17 protein-coding genes are annotated in these 21,029 nt (G+C 53.6%); 9 read left to right on the top strand and 8 right to left on the bottom strand.

The features are described from left to right. Window positions 1-13 precede the first annotated feature (13 nt). Window positions 14-2,434 carry a DNA topoisomerase (ATP-hydrolyzing) subunit B gene (gene gyrB, locus ACT3T7_RS12820; protein WP_172118748.1) on the top strand — a complete coding sequence of 807 codons (2,421 nt, stop codon included), beginning with the start codon at window positions 14-16 and terminating at the stop codon, window positions 2,432-2,434. Between the two features lie 105 nt (window positions 2,435-2,539). Here the strand turns inward: gyrB and gmhB are convergent, their stop codons facing one another. The 4 genes from gmhB to glyQ all read right to left on the bottom strand — a co-directional run bounded on the left by gmhB (window position 2,540) and on the right by glyQ (window position 7,208). After that, window positions 2,540-3,103: a D-glycero-beta-D-manno-heptose 1,7-bisphosphate 7-phosphatase gene (gene gmhB, locus ACT3T7_RS12815; protein ID WP_192526758.1), complete on the bottom strand. Its 564-nt coding sequence runs from the start codon at window positions 3,101-3,103 to the stop codon at window positions 2,540-2,542. Between the two features lie 11 nt (window positions 3,104-3,114). Then, window positions 3,115-3,903, bottom strand: a complete 789-nt coding sequence (locus tag ACT3T7_RS12810; RefSeq protein ID WP_444631229.1) for a hypothetical protein — start codon at window positions 3,901-3,903, stop codon at window positions 3,115-3,117. A gap of 279 nt (window positions 3,904-4,182) precedes the next feature. Beyond that, entirely contained in the window at window positions 4,183-6,249 is a 2,067-nt protein-coding gene (glyS, locus tag ACT3T7_RS12805; protein ID WP_444631228.1) for a glycine--tRNA ligase subunit beta, read from the bottom strand. Beyond that, on the bottom strand, window positions 6,249-7,208 hold the full coding sequence (gene glyQ / locus ACT3T7_RS12800; RefSeq protein WP_444631227.1) for a glycine--tRNA ligase subunit alpha: 960 nt from the start codon (window positions 7,206-7,208) through the stop codon (window positions 6,249-6,251). The genes glyS and glyQ overlap by 1 nt, the downstream gene beginning before the upstream one ends. Before the next feature lie 111 nt (window positions 7,209-7,319). Between glyQ and rfaD the strand changes: the two genes are divergently transcribed. Both rfaD and waaF read left to right on the top strand, forming a co-directional pair. Beyond that, window positions 7,320-8,276 (top strand): ADP-glyceromanno-heptose 6-epimerase, encoded by a 957-nt coding sequence (gene rfaD / locus ACT3T7_RS12795; RefSeq protein ID WP_441678680.1) that lies wholly within the window; start codon window positions 7,320-7,322, stop codon window positions 8,274-8,276. Continuing rightward, on the top strand, window positions 8,269-9,315 hold the full coding sequence (waaF, locus tag ACT3T7_RS12790; RefSeq protein WP_441678682.1) for a lipopolysaccharide heptosyltransferase II: 1,047 nt from the start codon (window positions 8,269-8,271) through the stop codon (window positions 9,313-9,315). The genes rfaD and waaF overlap by 8 nt, the downstream gene beginning before the upstream one ends. Here waaF and ACT3T7_RS12785 read toward each other — a convergent pair. Continuing rightward, window positions 9,305-10,957, bottom strand: coding sequence for a sulfatase-like hydrolase/transferase (locus tag ACT3T7_RS12785; RefSeq protein ID WP_441678684.1), 1,653 nt, complete (start codon window positions 10,955-10,957; stop codon window positions 9,305-9,307). The two genes, waaF and ACT3T7_RS12785, sit on opposite strands and share 11 nt — an antisense overlap. Before the next feature lie 352 nt (window positions 10,958-11,309). Here ACT3T7_RS12785 and ACT3T7_RS12780 point away from each other — a divergent pair, with 352 nt between their 5' ends. Together ACT3T7_RS12780 and ACT3T7_RS12775 are read left to right on the top strand one after the other, a co-directional pair. Continuing rightward, the gene (locus tag ACT3T7_RS12780) at window positions 11,310-12,245 is read left to right on the top strand and encodes a glycosyltransferase family 2 protein (protein ID WP_172119104.1); all 936 of its coding nucleotides are present in this window, start codon (window positions 11,310-11,312) and stop codon (window positions 12,243-12,245) included. 101 nt (window positions 12,246-12,346) lie between these two features. Next, window positions 12,347-13,111, top strand: a complete 765-nt coding sequence (locus ACT3T7_RS12775; RefSeq protein WP_172118935.1) for a glycosyltransferase family 2 protein — start codon at window positions 12,347-12,349, stop codon at window positions 13,109-13,111. Here the strand turns inward: ACT3T7_RS12775 and ACT3T7_RS12770 are convergent. After that, window positions 13,091-14,131, bottom strand: coding sequence for a glycosyltransferase family 9 protein (locus ACT3T7_RS12770; RefSeq protein ID WP_441678687.1), 1,041 nt, complete (start codon window positions 14,129-14,131; stop codon window positions 13,091-13,093). The two genes, ACT3T7_RS12775 and ACT3T7_RS12770, sit on opposite strands and share 21 nt — an antisense overlap. An 84-nt stretch (window positions 14,132-14,215) precedes the next feature. Between ACT3T7_RS12770 and ACT3T7_RS12765 the strand changes: the two genes are divergently transcribed. Next, the gene (locus tag ACT3T7_RS12765) at window positions 14,216-15,343 is read left to right on the top strand and encodes a glycosyltransferase family 4 protein (protein ID WP_441678689.1); all 1,128 of its coding nucleotides are present in this window, start codon (window positions 14,216-14,218) and stop codon (window positions 15,341-15,343) included. On the opposite strand, the gene ACT3T7_RS12760 is transcribed toward ACT3T7_RS12765, so the two are convergent. Continuing rightward, the gene (locus tag ACT3T7_RS12760; RefSeq protein WP_441678691.1) at window positions 15,316-16,362 is read right to left on the bottom strand and encodes a glycosyltransferase family 9 protein; all 1,047 of its coding nucleotides are present in this window, start codon (window positions 16,360-16,362) and stop codon (window positions 15,316-15,318) included. The genes ACT3T7_RS12765 and ACT3T7_RS12760 overlap by 28 nt on opposite strands. Before the next feature lie 108 nt (window positions 16,363-16,470). Beyond that, window positions 16,471-17,214: a 3-deoxy-D-manno-octulosonic acid kinase gene (locus ACT3T7_RS12755; protein ID WP_444631226.1), complete on the bottom strand. Its 744-nt coding sequence runs from the start codon at window positions 17,212-17,214 to the stop codon at window positions 16,471-16,473. On the opposite strand from ACT3T7_RS12755, the gene ACT3T7_RS12750 reads away from it, so the two are divergent. Genes ACT3T7_RS12750 through waaA form a run of 3 tightly spaced genes read left to right on the top strand, consistent with a single transcriptional unit; the run spans window position 17,213 to window position 21,025 of the window. After that, window positions 17,213-18,310: a glycosyltransferase family 9 protein gene (locus ACT3T7_RS12750; RefSeq protein ID WP_192526746.1), complete on the top strand. Its 1,098-nt coding sequence runs from the start codon at window positions 17,213-17,215 to the stop codon at window positions 18,308-18,310. The genes ACT3T7_RS12755 and ACT3T7_RS12750 overlap by 2 nt on opposite strands. Beyond that, complete coding sequence (gene hldE, locus ACT3T7_RS12745; protein ID WP_444631225.1) at window positions 18,300-19,730, top strand: bifunctional D-glycero-beta-D-manno-heptose-7-phosphate kinase/D-glycero-beta-D-manno-heptose 1-phosphate adenylyltransferase HldE; 1,431 nt, start codon at window positions 18,300-18,302, stop codon at window positions 19,728-19,730. The genes ACT3T7_RS12750 and hldE overlap by 11 nt, the downstream gene beginning before the upstream one ends. Further along, entirely contained in the window at window positions 19,730-21,025 is a 1,296-nt protein-coding gene (waaA, locus tag ACT3T7_RS12740; protein ID WP_444631224.1) for a lipid IV(A) 3-deoxy-D-manno-octulosonic acid transferase, read from the top strand. The genes hldE and waaA overlap by 1 nt, the downstream gene beginning before the upstream one ends. Window positions 21,026-21,029: the final 4 nt, after the last annotated feature.

Here is a 21,029-nt window from a genome sequence, read left to right as displayed (position 1 = left end):
GACGGAGTGGTCAATGAGCGAACAGGCTTACGATTCATCAAGCATCAAGGTGCTCAAAGGACTGGATGCAGTACGCAAACGTCCTGGTATGTACATCGGTGATACCGACGACGGCACCGGGTTGCACCACATGGTCTTCGAGTTGGTGGATAACTCCATCGATGAGGCTTTGGCGGGCCATTGTAGTGAAATTCGCGTGGTTATTCATGCCGATGAGTCGGTAACCGTTAGCGATAATGGTCGCGGTATTCCTACCGAGCTGCACGAAGAGGAGGGCGTCTCTGCCGCAGAAGTCATCATGACCGTGTTGCACGCGGGCGGTAAGTTTGACGATAACTCTTATAAAGTATCTGGCGGTCTTCACGGTGTGGGTGTTTCCGTGGTTAATGCGCTTTCTGAAGAGCTACGCTTAACCATCTGGCGCCAGGGCGAAGTGTTTGAGCAGATTTATCACCATGGCGTGCCTCAGGCACCGCTTAGCGTGGTGGGTAAAACGGAAAAAACCGGATCACGTGTTCATTTCCGCCCTTCCCAGAACACCTTTGCTAATATTGAATTCCATTACGATATTTTGGCCAAACGCCTGCGTGAGCTGTCGTTTCTGAACTCTGGCGTTGCCATTCGGCTAATGGATGATCGCAGCGGTAAGGAAGAGCTGTTTCATTACGAAGGCGGCTTGAAAGCCTTTGTTGATCACCTCAACTCCAATAAAACGGTTCTGAACCCTGTTTTCCACTTTACCGCCTCGCGGGAGGACGGTGTTGAAGTCGAAGTGGCAATGCAGTGGAGCGACGTCTTTACGGAAAGCATCTTCTGCTATACCAATAATATCCCTCAGCGTGATGGCGGCACTCACTTGGCCGGCTTCCGGGCAGCACTGACGCGCACGATGAATAACTACATCGAAGCGGAAGGCCTGCTCAAAAAAGCCAAGGTAAGTACGGCGGGTGATGATGCTCGTGAAGGCTTAACGGCGATTGTTTCTGTCAAAGTGCCTGACCCGAAATTCTCTTCACAAACCAAGGACAAGCTGGTGTCCAGTGAAGTGAAAACAGCCGTTGAGCAGGAAATGGGCCGCCTGTTTTCTGACTACCTGATTGAAAAGCCTAACGAAGCCAAAGCAATCGTTAATAAAATGCTGGATGCGGCGCGTGCGCGTGAAGCGGCACGTAAGGCCCGGGACATGACGCGGCGTAAAGGCGCGCTGGATATTGCAGGTCTGCCGGGCAAACTTGCTGATTGCCAGGAGAAAGACCCCAGCCAGTCAGAACTCTACCTGGTGGAGGGCGACTCGGCCGGTGGCAGTGCCAAGCAGGGGCGTGACCGCCGCACGCAGGCCATTTTGCCGCTTAAAGGTAAAATCCTGAACGTCGAAAAAGCACGTTTTGACAAAATGCTTTCGTCAGCTGAAGTGGGTACGCTCATCACCGCGCTGGGCTGTGGTATCGGTCGCGAAGAGTTTAACCCCGATAAACTCCGCTATCACTCCATCATCATCATGACCGATGCGGATGTCGACGGTTCACATATTCGTACCTTGCTACTGACCTTCTTCTTCCGCCAAATGCCGGAGCTGATTGAGCGCGGCCATATTTTTATTGCCCAGCCGCCGCTCTATAAAATCAAGCGAGGCAAGCAAGAGCTCTACCTTAAAGATGAGCAGGCCATGGTCGATTACTTGACCACGACAGCGCTGGATGGCGCAGGTCTATACGTGAATGCGGACGCGCCGGGTATCTCCGGTTCGCAGCTGGAAGCCCTGGTAAACCAGTATCGTAACGTGATGAAGCGTATCGATCGCCTGGCGCGCGTTTACCCGATTGAAGTATTGAAGCAGATCATCCATGTCACAGGATTGCAGGGCGAGGCGAGTCTTAAAGATCGTGTCACCATGGAAAACTGGATTGCTGAACTGCAAAAAGTCATGGATGACATGGTGGCCTATGAAGGCGGGCCGCGTTACACCTTCTATCTGAAAGAAGATGAGGAGCGTGGCTTGTTACTGCCTACCGTGTCGCTTATTGCGCATGGCGTGACTACCGAGTACGACTGGGGCTTGGACTTCTTTGAAAGTGCGGATTATCGGGCTATTTCAGCGCTGGGTGATACCCTTAATGGGCTGCTTGAAGAGGGCGCCTTTATTTCCCGTGGCGAGCGTCAGAAGCCTGTGGGTCACTTCTCTGAGGTGCTGCAGTGGCTAATGCAGGAAGGCCAGCGAGGCCTTTCGGTACAGCGCTATAAAGGGCTGGGTGAAATGAACCCAGACCAGCTTTGGGAAACCACCATGGACCCGGATAGCCGCCGTATGCTGCGTGTTACGGTTGAAGACGCCGTCGCCGCTGATATGATGTTTAACACCTTGATGGGTGATGATGTAGAGCCACGGCGTAACTTTATCGAAAGCAATGCCTTGGTCGCTAATCTGGACGTATAAGGCACCGAGCGAAAGCTTGCATAACATGTTTCACGTGAAACATTGTTTGAAATGAAAAATGCCGCTGGCTTATAAAGCCAGCGGCATTTTTTTGAGCTATAAAATTTAGCCGGATGAACGGGATAACAGCCAATCGACAAACTCGGCTAAATCTGTATAAACGTGGGCATTTTCCAGGCCCACGCCCTTGGTCAGTGTTTTCTCGCCTTTGCCAGTTTTTACTAATACCGACTGACAGCCACATGCTTCGCCCGCTTGCAGGTCGCGTAGGCTATCACCTACCATCCAACTGCCGGATAAGCTCGATAAACTTAGCGCACGCTGAATATCATGCAGCAAGCCCGGTAAGGGTTTGCGGCACTCGCAATCATCGGCGGGTCCATGCGGGCAATAAGCGATATGCGCAATGGTTCCTCCTGCGGCATTGACCAACGCATTTAGACGGTCATGCATTTGACCGAGAACGCCTGCATCGTAATAACCGCGACCAATGCCCGACTGATTCGTGGCTATCGCAACGGTGTAACCGGCTTGGGATAATTTAGCGATAGCATGGATGGAAGAAGGGTAGGGCAGCCACTCTTCGAGTGACTTTATATAGGCGTCAGAATCCTGATTAATGACGCCGTCACGATCAAGAATAACCAGCTGCTCGGGGGAGATAGGCATTGCGCGTTCCATTAAAGACGCTGATTAAGCATCGCCAACGCCTGCAACGTGACGCTAATTTTGCGGCCATCACTACCCAGATATTTAAATGGGATTTTTTGCAAGCGGAGTAGTTTGGGCAGCGTTTTTTTAAACTGCTCTCGAACTTCCTGCCGGGCGCTGTGCAATCCATCAATCAGCGCAGGGGTTAAACGTTCGATTTGCATCGGTGATTTAGAGAGTTTGCCATAGAGTGAAAAGATAAAGCAGTACCAATCGCGCACCATGCAGTTGATTGGGGTATGTACTTTACCTGGATCCGTTTCAAAATCGATAAAGACAGTTTGGTCGTGGGTGATAAGGATATTGCGTGCGAACGCTTCGCTCAGGTAGCAATTGCGCTCATGAACCGCGTTGAGTGCCTGAATGCTTTGACTAAGCGCTTTATCCACTTCCTCAACACTGCTCGCCTTTTTGAGCTTTTCCAGCAGTGTCTCCGCGGGTTGTTCAGGCGACCCTGCATCCGCTAAAAGAAGGGCTTGAGGATTTTCGGCCAGGATGACGGGCACTGAGATACCTGCCTCACTTAAGGCTCTAATCCGTTGGGCCTCGGTGAAAATACTTTGCTCGCCGCCCAGGTTGGGGACCGGCTTTAACGCTTCAATATTAAACCATGCAGCCAATAACTTGAGCGGCGCATAGGCAAGCTGCGAGTTCCGTTTGGCGGCACGTTTTAACCACACCTTTTGGCCATTCAGCGTATGGGAAGCCATGCTAGCCTGTTGCTGGGGGAATGAGTCCAGTAGAAAGAGATCGTACACAGGGCAACTCCAGAGTGCTTATGCACCCAAGCAATAACACGCATTACGTCTATAAAGGGGAATTAACGCATCAGGAAAACTTTATTTTAGTAAAAATCGATTATTTTTTCACGGTGTTTCACGTGAAACAAACCAGCGGCGCGTGAAGAGACCTTCAAAGAGGAGTGTCACGATTATACGTCACAGCCAGAAATGAGCGCGCTAAAAGGCAGGTAGGGGAGGGAGTGATAAGCGTGCTGCCGGTGGCATAAAAGCCACCGGCAGACGGTCGAGAGAGCGTTATTGGGGGAGCAGCGAAATATCAGCAACTTCCAGGAACAGTGCCTGAAGGCTCGCCAAAAGAGCAAGACGATTATTGCGCACGGCTTCATCATCCGCCATGACCATCACCTGATCAAAAAATGCATCGACGGGTTCACGAAGCGTCGCCAGTACATCCAGCGCTTGCTGATAATCACCGGTACCAAACAGCGGGGCTACCTGCTCCTGGCGGCTGGTAACGGCCTTGAATAGTACCTGCTCGGCTTCCTCTTGCAGCAGGCTCGGGTCAACCTGAAGGTTGCCGTTGTGATCCTGCTTGCTCAGAATATTGGTCACGCGCTTGTTAGCGGCGGCTAACGCAGCTGCCTCTTCACGTTGAGCAAAGGCTTTCACCGCGCGCAGCCGGCGAGCGAAATCGAGCGGGTTGGTGACCGGACGTGCACGCACCGCCAGGTACATCTCGGCGCTAATGCCTTCTTCCTGACCCCAGGCGCGGAAGCGATCCAGCATATAGGTCAGCACGTCCTCTACCAGACCCTCAGCCTTGGGCAGCCCCTGATGCTGCTGAGCGGCGGCATCTAAAAGCTCGCGCAGATCAAGATTCAGCTCGCCCTTGATCAGGATATTCAACACGCCAATTGAGGCGCGGCGCAGGGCGAAGGGATCTTTTGCGCCGGTTGGACGCTGACCAATACCAAAGATACCTACCAGGGTGTCCAGGCGATCCGCCAAGGCCAGCGTTTGCCCGGTCAGGCTTTGCGGAATAGCATCGCTGGCAAAGCGTGGCAGGTACTGCTCTTCAATCGCTTGAGCAACATCCGCAGGCTCGCCGTCCTGCTCGGCGTAGTAGCGACCCATAATGCCCTGTAACTCAGGGAACTCGAGCACCATTTCGGTGACCAGGTCACACTTGGCAAGTGCCACAGCACGCTGTGTATTGGCAATATCACCGTTGATCTTCTCAGCAATGAAGGTGGCAATAGCGGTGGTACGACGTGCTTTGTCGGCCAGTGTTCCCAACTGCTGCTGAAACACTACGCTTTCAAGTTGCGGAATGCGCGAAGCCAGGCTCTGCTTACGGTCGGTATCGTAGAAGAAGGCGGCATCCGCCAGGCGCGGACGAATGACTTTTTCGTTACCCGAAATTACCTGTTGTGGGTCCGCGCTATCGATATTGGAGATAGTGATAAACAGCGGTTTGAGCTTGCCCTGGTCATCCAGCAGGTGGAAGTACTTTTGATTGGCCTTCATGGAGGAGATCAAACACTCCGCCGGGACCTCCAAAAAGCGCTCATCGAAACTGCCGGTAAGCGCGACCGGCCACTCCACCAAACCACTGACCTCAACGAGCAGGGTTTCGTCGATAACGGCATTGGCGTCCTGTACTTCCGCTTCGGCTAGTACTTGCTCGCGAATGCGTTCGCGACGCAGCTCACGGTCCGCCAATACGTAGGCGTTTTCGAGCGTGGCCAGATACTCATCGGCGTGCTCAAGCTGAATCGCATTGGGGGCGTGGAAGCGGTGGCCATAGGTGGTGCGGCTAGCCTGTAATCCCAGCACTTCTGCGGCAATGACATCGCTGCCGTAAAGTGCGACCAACCAGTGCACCGGGCGGGAGAACTCAATACGTGATGCCCCCCAGCGCATATTTTTAGGTACAGGCAGGCCCTGAATGGCTTTACGCAGAATCTCGGGCAGAAGCGCTTGAAGGCTCTCACCCTGCTGCTGTTCGCGGTAGCCAAGCCAGGTGCCTTTGTCTGTTTCCAGGTGAATTAGCTCATCGACGCTAACACCACAGGAACGAGCGAAGCCTTCGGCTGCTTTGCTTGCAACACCGTCTTTAAAGGCGGCGGCTAGCGCCGGACCACGACGCTCTACCTCGCGGTCGGGCTGTTTATCGGCAAGCTCGCTGACCTTGACGGCTAAACGGCGAGGCGTGGCGTAAGCGGTCACGTGCTGGAAAGGAATCTCGGCCTCTTGCAGGCCTTTTTCAATCCCCGCGGCAAATGCGTCAGAGAGTGCATCTAGCGCCGCGGGTGGCAGCTCTTCGGCGCCCAGTTCTAATAAAAGCGTATCAACAGCCATTATGCATCTCCCTGATCGGCAAGTAGTTCGCGGCGAAGCGCTTCTGGAGCCATGGGGAAACCTGCTGCTTTACGCGACTCAAAGTAGGTATGGGCAACATCCCGCGCCATGGTGCGCACGCGCAGAATAAAGCGCTGACGCTCGGTTACCGAAATAGCGTGACGGGCATCCAGAAGGTTAAAGGTGTGTGATGCCTTGAGTACCTGCTCATAAGCAGGTAAGGGCAGGTTGGCGGTCAGCAGCTTGGCGCACTCACGCTCCTGGTGATCGAAGGAGGCAAACAGCTGGTCGACGTCGGCATGCTCGAAGTTATACGTCGATTGCTCACACTCGTTCTGCAGATACACATCGCCATAGGTGACTTGGCTACCGTCCGGGGCAATCGCCCATACCAGGTCGTAAACGCTGTCAACGTTTTGCAGATACATGGCAATCCGCTCAAGACCATAGGTCAGCTCACCGGTAACGGGGTAACACTCAATACCGCCCGCTTGCTGGAAATAGGTGAACTGGGTAACTTCCATCCCATTGAGCCATACTTCCCAACCCAGGCCCCAAGCGCCCAGCGTTGGCGATTCCCAGTTATCCTCAACAAAGCGCACATCGTGGATCAGTGGGTCCAGGCCTAAACGCTTTAGTGAGCCAAGATAAAGGTCCTGCAGATTACTTGGCGATGGCTTCATGACGACCTGAAACTGGTAGTAGTGCTGCAGGCGATTGGGGTTTTCGCCATAGCGGCCATCGGTTGGGCGGCGAGAAGGCTGAACGTAGGCCGCGTTCCAGCTTTCCGGGCCGATTGAGCGCAGGAAAGTAGCGGGATGAAAGGTGCCCGCGCCAACTTCCATATCAAGAGGTTGGAGAATGACGCAGCCCTGTTCTGCCCAGTACTGTTGCAGAGCAAGGATCAAGCCTTGGAAGGTCGACACATCAGGTGTCGATTGGTTTGTCGAGACACTCATCGCAGAAAGCACCGTTGGCCATGAATTCATAAGCCGTCAAGTATACAATCCTAGGCAGATGGGTTATAGGCACATAAGCCAACAGAACCGCTTTTGGTTAAGGAGAGCAAAATGATCGTTGTAACAGGCGGTGCCGGTTTTATTGGCGCAAACATCGTGAAAGCACTGAATGCGCGCGGCCGTAATGATGTCATGGTGGTGGATGACCTGCGCGACGGCACTAAATTTGTCAATTTAGCCGACTGTACGCTGGCCGATTACCTGGATAAAGATGACTTTCTTGCCAAGATAGAGGCCGCGTTGCGCGGTGAGATCACCGACTTGCCAAACATCGAGGCGATTTTTCATGAAGGGGCGTGTTCCGATACCACTGAGTGGGACGGCCAGTACATGATGAAAAATAACTTCGAGTACTCGAAGGTACTGCTGAATTATTGTGAGAAATTCGGTATCCCTTTCCTCTACGCATCATCCGCAGCGACCTATGGCGGCAGTGACGTCTTTAAAGAGGCGCCCGAGTACGAAAAACCGCTTAATGTCTACGGTTACTCCAAGCTGCTGTTTGATCAACATGTGCGCTCACGCTGGGAGTCGCTGACTACCCAGGTCGTTGGTTTCCGTTATTTCAACGTCTACGGCCCTCGTGAACAGCATAAAGGCAAGATGGCAAGTGTCGCCTACCATAACCATCTTCAAATCCGTAACGGCGAAACCCTGAAACTGTTTGGCGGCTATGGTGGTTATGAGGCTGGTATGCAGAGCCGGGATTTTGTGTACGTGGGCGATGTCGTCGACGTCAATCTATGGTTTTTGGATAACCCTCAAGCGTCTGGCATTTTTAACTTGGGAACTGGCCGAGCAGAGCCCTTTAAAGCGATTGGCGAAGCAGTCATCGACTTCTATGGCAAAGGCGAGATCAATTACATCGATTTTCCTGAGGAGTTGAAAGGCCGTTATCAAAGCTACACGCGTGCTGACATCAGTCATTTGCGTGAAGCCGGCTGCGATGTTGAGTTCAAAACCGTGGCCCAAGGGGTTGGCGCTTACCTGGAGTGGCTAAATGGCTAATTCCGCCAAGCGTCTGCTGGTGGTTGGCCCGTCATGGGTGGGCGATATGGTCATGGCGCAAAGCCTCTTTATGACGCTTAAAGCGCGTCAGCCTGATGCGACCATTGGGGTGGTTGCGCCCGCGTGGTCACAGCCCATTTTAGAGCGTATGCCGGAGGTAGACGAAGTGCTCCCCTTGGCTGTTGGTCACGGCGAGTTTGGTTTGGCTAATCGCCGTGAACTCGCCGGCCAGCTAAAAGGGCGCTTTGACCGTGCTATTGTGCTGCCACGCTCCTGGAAAGCCGCCCTCGTTCCCTTCATGGCCCGCATTCCCGAGCGGGTAGGCTTTTTGGGCGAGCATCGCTATGGGCTTTTAAAAGAGCGCCGCAAGCTAGATAAGCAGGTTCTGGACCAGACCGTAAAGCGGTTTGTATCGCTGGGTTTGCCTCGTGATGAAGCGCTAAACGGGGATTTTCCGATCCCCAGGCCGCGTTTAATGATCGACCGGGATAACCTGGTTAATTTGCGCTTGGCTCATGCGCTGTCATCGCGGCCTGCCATTGGCATGATGCCCGGCGCAGAATATGGGCCTGCCAAGCAGTGGCCGCTGGCCTATTTTCACAACCTGGCCGCGCAACTTATCAGCGACGGTTTTGAAATTCGGGTACTGGGTGGGCCAAAAGATCATTCGGCAGGCGAGAGCATCGTGAAAGGGCTGCCCCATGCGCATAATTTATGCGGCAAAACGCAGTTAGCCGATGCGGTAGACCTGTTGGCCGACTGTCGGCAAGTGGTAACCAACGACTCAGGTCTCATGCATGTGGCCGCTGCCGTCGGCGTGCGCATTCATGCGCTTTACGGCTCTTCGTCACCGGCCTATACGCCGCCCTTGACCAACAACGCTGTCGCTCATTATTTGGGGCTCTACTGCTCGCCCTGCTTTAAGCGTGTTTGCCCGTTGGGGCATACCAACTGCCTTAATCAGTTAGCGGTAGAGCAGGTCTATCAGGCGATGCGAGCCGACCAGCAGCGTGCCAGCGGCTTGATCATTAATGGGTGATGTTTACTTCGTCGGCCTGATCCGCTGGCGTTTCTGTCACTTGATCTGTCGAGGTATCTTCTGCTTCACGGCGTTGGGGCGTTAGTCCTTCCCATAAGCGGTGCTGCAGGGCGGTTTCCTCACGCAAGCGCTCGTTGAGTGTTTCGATACCATGCACCTCAACCAGCGTGGGTTTTTCACTGAGTAGTGAAGCACCCAGCCCTGCTCGGTGATCGTTCAAGGTAAAGCCGAGCGCTTCTAATATCGTTGGAAACACATCCAGCATCGTAGCATCGCGGCGAATACGCTGGGGCTCAATATAGTCGCCGAGCATAATCAGCGTATTATCGCGGTCCAGAGCTGTCAGTTGGTCCCATACGGAGACTCGCATGGTGAGGTGATCGCTGAGTACAACTACCAACGTATTATCCAAAAGCCCTTCGCGCTGTAACTGCTCAATAAATACCCGTGCTTCATGAGCCGAGCACTCCACAGAATACAGAATATCCTGGCCATCAAATGTGCCCTGGCGGTCCTGGCAGGTTTGGGACGGAAACCCGCTCGGCGCATGGCCTGCCAGGTTAAGATTCACCACTGCCCAGGGGCCGCTATCCTCTTCATTTAACCGGCGTATTTCATCAGCGGTAAAATCATAAAGCGTGTCGTCATGGAGTCCCCAGCTATTTAAATACTCTGGATCTTCCATGTCGGGTAAAAACTCTTCTTTACCCTTTACGCTATTAAACTGATGACCGCGATAGAAAAGGCCTTTACCCGCGAACTGTGTACTAGCGCCCCCCAGGTAGCTTAATTGATATCCTTGAGCCGATAAAATATCACCCAGGCAGTCAACGCCAGGCACCACCTTTTGCAATGGCTCAAACTGTGTATCGTGTAAAAGCCCGGCAGGCATTAGCGGAACACCACACTGACTGGCGATCATTCCCGCCATGGTCCAGCCGGTGTTTTCCATTTGTCGGATGCCTTCGAAAACCAGACCCTGTTCGCCCAGCGTGTTCAAGTCGGCATAAGCGTCATCAAAAACCTCGTTGCTATAGGTCCGCTCAAGGCTCTCCAGGTACATGATTAGCAGATTAGGCGTGTGTGACTGCTCGCCGGTCATGGGCGGCATATAACGTCGATTTAACCACTCTCTATCATCAGCCACGACGGCAACGCTGCGTTGCCCCAAGCCATAAAGTAACGGGTTGGTCGCCAGCAAAATAATCGCAAAATAGCGCTCGGCTAGTCGCCAGCGCTGGTCATGGCGCGAAAGCCACGTAATGGAGCATAAAATGCCCAGCATAGTCAGCGTATAAAGTACCGCGACCACCATTTTGCTGGCGCCGCCGTGCTCCGCGATACCGGCCTGTAAATGAAAAAACACAGCGCCTAAATCGACATTGCCGAAGCTGTCAGCTAAATAAACGTACACGCCCATCAAGCTTAGCGGCACTAATGACCAAGGCCATACTTTGCGGTAGCGAGCATTTGCTGGGCGACCCCAGCTCAGCTTCAACCCCGTACCGACCCAACCAGCTGCGATGAGAAAGAGAGCCCACCAGGGCAGGCGAGTTAACACGGTTGCGGCATAGCCCAGGCTAAGGCCAATGGTCGCTAGTGGCAGCCAGGGAGTAAGTTTCAGTATCCTTGAAGAGGGCATGCCATATCCTAATGCTATTGCAATTTTGGTAAAATAACGTTGTTGGTGCTAGTGCAATGTTACGCTAAAGCGCCGCCGAAAAACCATCTGCCGTCTTATGCCCTTGGTCGGCAGGGGGAAAGTTTGGCTTGCTGTATAGCAGCACATTGAGGCAGCCTACTGTGGCTATCTGAGTGAGCTGTTGGTCTTTATCGATCCAGGGCGGGTTGGCAGCGATGTTTAATAGTATGGCGGCTTACGGTAGAATTTAAATGGTTGACTATATACATCTATCTGCAACCGCTATCAGGAGTATTCGTCATTTATTGTAATGAAGCATTCTTTAAATTGAACTCAACCACAGTGGTTCCTTATGAAAAAAATAGAAGTGTCATTTATTACGATAAATTATAATTCTTCACAACATACAGCTGAGTTAATTAATAGCATTTTATCGAATACTGATAGCATATCTTACGAAATTATCGTTGTTGATAATGCCTCTGAAGATAAAGATTTTTTAAGTCTGAAAGAGTTTTTGAAAGATAAAAATGACGTGAAATTAATTAGGAACTCCATAAACAGCGGGTTCTCAAGTGGCAATATGCTAGGGGTAAATCATGCGAGTGGACAGTATTACTTTTTTGTTAACAATGATTGCAAGCTTTTAAATAATACGGCAGGTGTATTAAAGAAATATCTGGATTCAAACGCAGAGGTGGCGTTGGCAACTGCTCAAATAGTCGATGCCAACAACAATTATTCATCTTCGCATAAACAGTTTCCCCATCTTTTAAAGCAGCTGTTTGGTAACAGCGTGCAAAGAAAGTTTTCAAAGGTTAAATTTCCAAGCAATCGTGTGAAGCTAGATAAACCCACGCAGGTTGAAGTTGTTAGTGGCTCTTGCATGTTTTTTAATGCAGATGCTTTTTGCGATATTGGTGGTTTTGATACTGCCTTTTTTCTTTACTGTGAAGAAGAGGATATTGCTAAAAGAATTTGGGAATCTGATAGGAAAGTTTTTTTTATTCCTGAAGCACAGATATTTCATGAAGCGGGTGGTAGCACAGAGCAAGGGTTTCTGATGCAACAAGAATTTTATATCTCCTATTACCACTTGCTAAATAAACACTACAATCGCACCGGTCGGATTCTACTTAAAATAGCATTATTCTTTAAGCTGTTTTTTAGAATGTTTAAGAAGAAAATGGGCGTCAGAATGTTCCTGTCTATGCTAAGTGGATTTCCGCAAAAAAACAGCTTGAGATACTCTCAAAAAATAAAGAAGCACCACGAAGAGGTCGTTTAGAAAACAGCAAGATGCTAATTAAAAAGATGCTAATTTTCACATGCGATTTGTGAAAGCTATGATGCTGTTACCTTGAAAAACTCTTAAGCTGAGAAATCCTCTTGTCAATTTCTGCTGTGTTGATTGTTAAAAATGAAGCGCACCATCTGCGCGAATGTCTTGATACGCTCACCTGGGCCGACGAAATCGTCGTACTGGATGCGGGGAGCCAGGATGAAACCTGCGCGATTGCGCGCGAGTATACGGATAACGTAAGCGTTAATACGGATTGGCAGGGCTTTGGCGTACAGCGCCAGCGCGCCGAGGCGCTGGCCAGCCACGAGTGGATATTGATGGTGGATGCCGATGAGCGCATTACGCCAGCGCTGCAAAAAAGCATTCAGGAGGCTGTGCAGGGGGGGCCAGCCGTTTTTAGTCTCGGGCGGCTTTCCTGGTGTTTCGGGCGGTTTATTCGTCATTCCGGCTGGTATCCGGACTGGGTCGCGCGTCTCTATCCCAAAGGGCAAGCATCCTATAATGCAGCGCTGGTACATGAAAAACTGGTGGTGCCCGATGGTCTAGCGGTCAAACGCCTATCAGGTGATTTGCTGCACTACACCTACCGTGATTTGCGCCATTATCTGGAAAAATCTGCCCACTATGCGCAGGCGTGGTCGGAGCAACGGGCCGCTCAGGGTAAAACGGCCACGCTGGCGAGTGGTTTCACTCATGGGCTTGCCTGCTTTGTGAAGATGTATCTGCTAAAAGCGGGCTTTAAGGATGGCAAGCAGGGGTTCTTGCTAGCGCTTTTGTCAGCGCACTCTACGTTTAATAAGTACGCTGACTTATGGATCCGCACCCGAACATCACCCCCGCATAAACGCTGAAAGGAGAAACGTTGAAATTTGCTGAGCGGCAGCGTCAATATCAATCGCCGACATGTCCTGCTGGTCAGCAGTGGCCGGAGGGCTAAAGGCCAGCCGCTTTTCAGCGCTGTTGCACGTTTGCCAGCGCAGTGGGGTGGCCGAGCGTTTAGCCGGGTAGAATCCTGCGGTGGCGATGTCCAGGCATCCAGCAATATGCAGCGGGCCAGTTGAGCCCGCAATCAGCATATCGGCCTCGGCAAGCCGGTGGGCAAACTCAGCAACGTTGCTGCTCTCGGGTAGATGCCTGGCCGTGATGCCAGCGCTGGCAAGCCGGTCGATTAACGCTTGGGCAGGTGCCTCTTCTCCGGGGCCGGCGCTGATCAACCAATTAATAGGCGGCACTTCTTTCACCTGCTGGTCTATTTGAGCAATAAGCCCCGCGTACTGATCAATTGAAAGATTAACCGCCGAGCCACCGCTGCCTGGATGCACAACGATAGATACTTCGGCTGTCATCTCCTCTGTCGGCGTTTGGCCCTGCATTTGTGTTCTGGGCAGTGGCCAAAAGGGCGGTTCGGGCAGTGCAGGCAGCTTAAGCGAAAGTTTGGCTAACAGCTCGCACGCCAGGTCCACGTTGTACTGATATTCAGGCTTTGCCGATTGAGAGCGGCGCTGGCGAATGCGCACGTTGTAAAACAGTTGAGCCCACTTGGTCGCAGGAGCAACACGAAGCGGTATACCTGCCCGCCAGCCTAGCCAGCCAATGCGTGGCGTTGAAAACAGGGTCAGTAGCGCATCAAACTGGGCGGATTTTACGCGCTTAAGCAGCGCTTTCTGGGCGTGTTTGTCAGCATGGCTACCAGGGTCGGTAATGACCTCATCCACCCAAGGGCACGCGTTGGCTAGCGGTGCAGTGTAAGCCGGTACCAGCACCGTAATATGCGGCGTAGGTGATGCGCTTTTTAGGCAGGCCAGCGCTGGCCAGGCCAGCATGAAATCACCAATTTTATCATTACGTACGACCAGCACTTTCTGCGCCATTTTGGGTGCCCCGTTAATTGCAGCCTGTATACTACAAGAGAATGAAGAGCTTGTTTAACAGTGCGTGGCGAAGTGAGGGATGCGATGGTAAATAAGGTGGTGCAACTTTGTCTGTCGAAGGGTAACGGCGGGATGGAGTTTTATGTTGACCGTATAACCGAGGATTTAAAAGCGGCCCAGATTGACGTCATCGGCATCTGCCTTGAGGGCACGCGGATTAATACTTATATGCAGCGTCATCAGATACCTTACTTGGCATTCAAAAGCAGTACTCAAGCGCTAAAGCACGTATTACGCATCCGCCGATGGTTGATTGAAGAGAACGTTCGCGTTATCCACTGCCATAAGTCGAGTGACCTGCGTTTAACCGCACTTTTAAAACTGGTTATGCCGAGTATTCGAGTGTTCTACACCGACCACATGGGCGGGCAGCGTCCCAAAAAAAGCCTCTACCACCGCTTCGCTTATGCCAATGTAGAGCGCGTCCTGTCGATTAGCCAGGCGACTCACCTTCGTAATATTCGCAATCTCCCGTTGCCCAGCGAAAGGGTTGTCTGCTTGCCTCACGGTGTCGATATCAATACGTATCGCCCTTGCAATGATGAGCGTTTTATTCGCACCAAACGTGCAGAGTTAGGACTGCCTGAAGAGGCCGTTATTATCGGATTGCCTGGGCGCGTGACGCCTGGTAAAGGCCAGGATGTCTGGGTTAAAGCACTACTGGAACTTGATCCCGCGTTGCCCTTTTACGCCGTATCGATAGGCGGTACTGACTATGCGTCCGGGGGGGAAGAAAGTTTCTATAGCGAGCTACAAGCGATGATTGCGGGCACGCCGCTTGAGAAAAGAATCAGCTTTCTCGGCCACCGCAGTGACCTACCCGAGATCTTGCCCGCGCTGGATTTGGTATGTATCCCCTCGGAAAATGAAGCGTTTGGTTTGACCATTATTGAGTCGATGGCGTGCGCATTGCCGATTATTGGCTCCAACACGGGGTCGCTACCCGAACTGGTCGATGAAGCCTCTGGCGTGCTCGTGGGCCCGCACGATATTAACGCGTGGGCCACGGCGATGGAGGCCATGGTGCGTGATGAAACAACGCGTCATGCTATGGGCAAGGCAGCCCGCACGCGCGTTGAGCAGCATTTTAGTAACCAGCGGCATGTAAAGCGCTTGATTGAGTATTACAAAATCTCGGCAGATGAAGGGTAGACCCGCTTGAATGCGTCAGCCAGCCGCTCGGGTGTCAGCCCCTGCTCAACATGATCCGTTGAGTGGATGATTTCATGGGGCGTTGCCTGGGGTTGCCATGCGCTGTCGATAACCGTATACACGCCCACCGTGGGGCGATTATAGGCGCTGGCGATATGCACAATAGAGGTGTCGGGTGAGAAAACGACGGCGGCATATTTGACGAGAGCGGCTGACACCAACAGTGAGCACGGGCCAGAAAACGTGTGAACAAATGGAAACTGTTTGGCTAACTGCACGGCTTTTTGTTCACCACTGGGGGCATAGGGAATAACCAGCGGTAACCCTGTAGTTCTATGAACAGTATCCATAAGCGCCGTGGCTTTAGCCATGGAAATACAGCGATAGTCAGCGCCGCCATCAAGATTAAACAGTACATAGGGGCCAAGCTCGCTCGCCCACTGATGGACTTCCTGATCGATATTGGCAGGGATCGGCAGCTCAAAGCGCCCTTCGACACTACCTAACCCGACTTTCTCAATCAGCTTGGACCAGCGAGTGGGTAGCGATGTGTCATACGTGATTGGCTGATCAAAGTCAGCGAATGCCTGCATGTTGTAAGCGCTATAAGTGAGGTTCATACGGGCTTTCAGTTTGCCCACAAAATAGATGCCGGGAGAGGTGGCGTGTCCCGTTGCGTCTACGCAAAGATCAATACTTCCATGGCGCTTTCGAAGGCTCCTCGCGAGCGTTTTGACCGCTTTATAGTCCCTGTCTCTGGGTACAGTTTGAACTTCAACTCCCTCACTTTTCAGTGTTTCGAAGACCGGGGCGTTTCTGTGCGATGCTACGACACAGAGCCAATCAACATGGCGCGCCTGTAAGGCCCTGATGATGGGGTAAATAGCCATTCCGTCGCCAACCGATTTTGGGCAGAGAATGACTGCCTTGCGGACTGTGTCGGGTTGCCAGCTGTCGGGAGTGTAGTCGTACCAGCGTTCAAGCAGCCTGCGCCCAAGCGCCTTATTCCATCTTGGCATTCGATTATTTTCCTTACGCGCGCTCATTATAATTCGATAATCAGTATTTTATAAGAATAAGGCGTTAGTAAGGAAGATACTTTAGGTCATTAGGCTTGGCGGATATATTTAGCTTTCCCTGCCAGTGAGTGCCCTTTCAGCATAGCCTTGTCGGATAGGGGTTATGGCGTGAGGTGCGTTAAACTTCATCACTGAGCGGGAAAGGCGCGCCAGATTAGCAGCTTGCCATTTGCCTGGAGGGCGTAGGCGGCAGCGGTCCAGATCAATCAACCACGGTTCTCCTGCCGGATCGACCAGTATATTGCGTGCGTTAAGGTCGACATGATCAAGCCCTGTATCATGAAAGCGTTTGATCATCGCGCCTACCCTTGCAAGCAGCGCATTATCGGCGCTGTTTTCAGTAAGCAGCGAGGCTAACGCCTGAGCGCCGGGGACCCTTACCGTTAATAGCGCCGCTTCATAAGTGATGCCATAGCGGGTGACGCAGCAGGCAACCGGGGCTGGAACGGGCAGGCCCTGTTCAAACAGCGTGGCGGTTAAGCGCAGTTCTCGAAAGGCGCGGGTATGCTCGGCACCTGTCCATAGGTAGCGCTTTTCACTCAACCTGGCAACCATGCCGCCGCGTCGATAGGGCCGTAGCACCCACTGCTGGGTCGGCGTTGCCTGTAGGAAAAGGCTGCTGCCCCGGCCGGGCGCTTCACCTACCACAAGGTCCTTGCCGCGCCAGTAATTCGCGCTGAACAGCTCAGGCCCAATCGGGTGTGATAGTTGGTGTGATCCCGGTGCGTCACTTAAACTGTCTGCATCATGTAACATCAGACTATTTTTTTGCCGGAGTGCCGTTAAGCGCATGAAGCCCTCGTTGCCTGCTGAACCCAACCACATTGCCATTTTGCGCCTCTCCGCCTTGGGAGATGTGTGCAATCTCGTGCCGACGGTACGCGCATTGCAGCGCCAGTGGCCACGAGCGCGTATTACCTGGATTATCGGTAAGGGGGAGCATAGTCTACTGGCGGGGCTTTCCGGGGTCGAGTTTGTCGTGTATGACAAGTCGACCGGCCTTGCTGGAATGCGCCGCTTGTGGCGCGAGCTTGCCGATACACGCTTTGATGTACTGCTGCATATGCAGCAGGCGATTCGCGCCAGTGTGCTCTCCCTAGGCCTAAAAGCCAATGTACGCGTAGGGTATGACAAGGCTCGCGCCAAGGATGCCCAGCACTGGTTTACCCAGCATCAACTGGCGCCGCATCCTAAGGCGCATGTGCTGGAATCCTTTATGGATTTTGCTCGCCTTCTGGGCGTGAAGGACGACCACCTGGAGTGGAACATGCCGGTACCCGCGATGGCCTATGAAGAGGCGCGGGTCATCAGTGGTGAATCGCCTTATCTTGTCATCAACCCGTGCAGTAATGCCCGCTTGCGCAATTTTCGCAATTGGTCGGTGGAAGGTTACGCCAGCGTTATCGAACACGCTTGGCGACACCATGGTCTAAAAAGCGTGCTGACCGGGGGAAGCAGTACGCTTGAGCGCGAAATAGGCGAGCAGATTGAAGCCTTGTGCCAGCCGGGTAGCGTGATTAATGCGATAGGCGGCACGTCATTGAAAGGCGTGTTGGCCCTGATTGGCCAGGCGCGTGCGGTGATCGCGCCGGATACCGGCCCCGCCCACATGGCCAATGCGATGGGAACGCCCACTTTGGGGCTGTACGCCACCACGAATCCGCAGCGGGCGGCGCCTTATTGCTGGCGTGATTTCGCCGTCAATGCGTATCCGGATGCCGTGCATGCCTACCTACATAAGTCGGTGGGCGAGGTCGCCTGGGGGCAGCGGGTGCGCCATCAGGATGCGATGCAGCTCATTAAAACCGAGACCGTTATTGCCCAGCTGGATACGCTCCTTGCGCATACAGCGTCAGACACAGTTGCAGGATCTACTCATGAAAGTTGATTTAACCGCGTTAGAACATGCCCATATACTGGTCGTCGGCGATGTCATGCTCGACCGTTACTGGCATGGTGGCACGTCGCGCATTTCTCCCGAAGCCCCCGTACCGGTCGTGCGTGTTGAAGAGGCCGACGACCGCCCCGGTGGTGCGGCCAACGTGGCGCTGAATGTGGCCTCTTTAGGCGGCCATGCAGCCCTGGCAGGCGTTGTCGGGGATGACGACAACGCGGTGTTATTGGAAACCCGGCTGCATACAGCCAATGTAAATACTCACTTTCAGCGCAGCCCCGACGTGCCCACGATTACCAAGCTGCGTGTGATGAGTCGTAACCAGCAGCTGCTGCGGCTGGATTTTGAGCAACGCCTGGATAACATCGACACCGGCGGTTTATTGGCCCAGGTGGAACAGGCGTTGCCGGACTGCGATGTTGTGATCCTTTCAGACTACGGTAAAGGCACGCTCAACCAGGTGGAGCGGCTGATTGCCCAAGCGCGTGCGCATGGCAAGCGCGTTCTGATTGATCCCAAAGGGCAAGACTTCAGTAAGTATCGCGGCGCGAGCTTGATCACGCCTAACCTTGCAGAATTTGAAGCCGTGGTAGGCCACTGCGCAAGCGATGCTGAGCTTGCCAAGCGGGGCGAAGCGCTGCGCGCCGAGCTTGAGCTGGAAGCCCTGCTGGTCACCCGCAGCGAAAAAGGCATGACGTTGATCTGCGAAGGCCAGCCGCCTATTCATTTACCTACGCGCGCTCAGGAAGTGTTTGATGTCACCGGGGCTGGTGACACGGTCATTGGCTTAATGGGCCTCGCGTTAGCCGCGGGCCATGCCTTGCCCGAAGCCATGATGCTGGCGAATCTGGGGGCGGGTCTGGTGGTTGCCAAGCCAGGTACCGCGACACTCTCAATAGCTGAGCTTTATACGGCGTTACACGGCGATAGGCTCGCCGAGTTTGGGGTTATCGAGCCGGCGCCTCTCGTTGAGGCTGTGCGTGCGGCACAGCTACGCGGTGAACGGGTTGTCATGACCAATGGCTGCTTTGATATTCTGCATGCAGGGCATGTGGCCTATCTGGAGCAGGCAAAACGCCTCGGTGATCGCCTGATTGTGGCGGTAAATGACGATGCCTCCATTGGCCGTCTTAAAGGGCCCAAGCGGCCGATCAATCCGCTTAATCGACGCATGCAGGTGCTGGCTGGCCTGGGCGCGGTCGATTGGGTTGTGCCGTTTAGTAACGATACGCCGCAAGCGCTGATTGAAACCGTTCTGCCTGATATCCTGGTAAAAGGCGGTGACTACCACCCAGACGATATTGCCGGTGGAGACGCCGTTCGAGCCAATGGAGGAGACGTTAAAGTGCTCGGGTTTGAGGACGGCGTATCCACCTCGGCGATGATTAGCTCCATTTTGGACCGCGAGGGATAATGGGGCGAATTAACTGGCCGCGTCTTGGCTATTCTGCGGCGCTCTATGCGCTTTCACCACTGATTGGCTGGTGCATCTGGCGTGAGCAAGTACCTACTTACTCACGTTGGCAGCGGCTGGGCAGGCGCCTTGGCAAGCTGCCTACGCCGCCGCGTATTTGGTTGCACTGTGCCTCGGTAGGTGAGGTCCGTGCCGCCCGCCCGCTGATAGAGGGCCTGCTCGTTCGCTACCCTCGCCATAGCCTGCTGTTAACCACCATGACCGCTACGGGCGCACAGCAGGCGCAGGCATTGATTGAACAGCAGCTTGATCACCGCCCCCGACTCGCGCACTGCTTTCTACCCCTGGATTTTCCCGGTGCGGCCAAACGGTTTGTGCACCGCGTAGCGCCTGAGCTTGCCATCATGTTTGAAACCGAGCTTTGGCCTAATCTGCTTCACGCTTGTCAGCAACATGGCACGCCGGTTGCGGTGGTCAATGGACGGCTCTCGCCTCGAGCGTTCAAGCGCTATCAGAAAATTGCCCCGCTAATGGCCCGCACACTGGCCAATGTCGATTGGCTGGCAGCCAAGTCTGCTGACGATGCCAAGCGGTTTGAAGCGCTAGGCGCTGCGCCCGATAAAACGGCTGTGGTAGGGTCGTTAAAGTTTGAAGTAGGTCTGCCACCAATGGGTTTGGTTGAAAGTGAGCGCTTACTTTTAGAGTGGGAGGGGCGACCTGTCTGGGTCGCCGGTTCTACCCGTGATGGCGAAGAAGCGCTACTGCTGGAAGCACACCGGCAATTGCTACATCAATTTCCTGACGCCCTGCTGGTGCTTGTACCGCGCCACCCTCAACGCTTTGATGAGGTCGCAGCACTGTGTGAGGCAAAGAAATGGGAGACAAGTCGGCGCAGCCAGGGCGAGCCTGTTACCCCGGCTACCCAAGTGTATCTAGGCGATACGCTGGGTGAGCTGGCTGTTCTCTATGGTGCAGGCCAGGTGGCATTTGTTGGCGGCAGCCTGGTGCCGCTAGGCGGACACAACGTGCTCGAGCCCGCCGCGCTGGGTAAACCCGTGCTCAGCGGTCCTTTTATCGAAAACTTTGCCGATGTGGTCGAGCCGCTGGAAGCGGCTGGCGCGCTTACTCTGGTGGCGGATGTTGATGCGCTGGTCGATGCCTTGCAATGCCGCTTCGTCGACCCCAAGCGTTGCCTTCAAGAAGGCCTGGCTGGCCAATCAGCTATCAAAGCGCAGCAGGGTGCGCTTGCACGCACCCTGGAGGGCCTTGAGGCGCTTTCAAGCGCTGAACGATAAGCCC

It is taken from the genome of Halomonas sp. 111 (assembly GCF_052379685.1).
Taxonomy (GTDB): domain Bacteria; phylum Pseudomonadota; class Gammaproteobacteria; order Pseudomonadales; family Halomonadaceae; genus Vreelandella; species Vreelandella citrativorans.
The sequence above is the reverse complement of the archived record's forward strand: the minus strand, read 5'-3'. Positions and strand labels throughout refer to the sequence as shown.

Excerpts from the sequence above, each read along its gene's own strand:
- ACT3T7_RS12765 (WP_441678689.1), top strand. The coding sequence starts at position 14,216 with ATGGTAAATAAGGTGGTGCAACTTTGTCTGTCGAAGGGTAACGGCGGG.
- glyQ (WP_444631227.1), bottom strand. The coding sequence starts at position 7,208 with ATGAGTGTCTCGACAAACCAATCGACACCTGATGTGTCGACCTTCCAA.
- ACT3T7_RS12780 (WP_172119104.1), top strand. The coding sequence starts at position 11,310 with ATGAAAAAAATAGAAGTGTCATTTATTACGATAAATTATAATTCTTCA.
- ACT3T7_RS12770 (WP_441678687.1), bottom strand. The coding sequence starts at position 14,131 with ATGGCGCAGAAAGTGCTGGTCGTACGTAATGATAAAATTGGTGATTTC.
- waaA (WP_444631224.1), top strand. The coding sequence starts at position 19,730 with ATGGGGCGAATTAACTGGCCGCGTCTTGGCTATTCTGCGGCGCTCTAT.
- rfaD (WP_441678680.1), top strand. The coding sequence starts at position 7,320 with ATGATCGTTGTAACAGGCGGTGCCGGTTTTATTGGCGCAAACATCGTG.
- ACT3T7_RS12755 (WP_444631226.1), bottom strand. The coding sequence starts at position 17,214 with ATGCGCTTAACGGCACTCCGGCAAAAAAATAGTCTGATGTTACATGAT.
- waaF (WP_441678682.1), top strand. The coding sequence starts at position 8,269 with ATGGCTAATTCCGCCAAGCGTCTGCTGGTGGTTGGCCCGTCATGGGTG.
- gmhB (WP_192526758.1), bottom strand. The coding sequence starts at position 3,103 with ATGCCTATCTCCCCCGAGCAGCTGGTTATTCTTGATCGTGACGGCGTC.
- glyS (WP_444631228.1), bottom strand. The coding sequence starts at position 6,249 with ATGGCTGTTGATACGCTTTTATTAGAACTGGGCGCCGAAGAGCTGCCA.
- ACT3T7_RS12750 (WP_192526746.1), top strand. The coding sequence starts at position 17,213 with ATGAAGCCCTCGTTGCCTGCTGAACCCAACCACATTGCCATTTTGCGC.
- ACT3T7_RS12760 (WP_441678691.1), bottom strand. The coding sequence starts at position 16,362 with ATGCCAAGATGGAATAAGGCGCTTGGGCGCAGGCTGCTTGAACGCTGG.
- gyrB (WP_172118748.1), top strand. The coding sequence starts at position 14 with ATGAGCGAACAGGCTTACGATTCATCAAGCATCAAGGTGCTCAAAGGA.
- ACT3T7_RS12785 (WP_441678684.1), bottom strand. The coding sequence starts at position 10,957 with ATGCCCTCTTCAAGGATACTGAAACTTACTCCCTGGCTGCCACTAGCG.
- hldE (WP_444631225.1), top strand. The coding sequence starts at position 18,300 with ATGAAAGTTGATTTAACCGCGTTAGAACATGCCCATATACTGGTCGTC.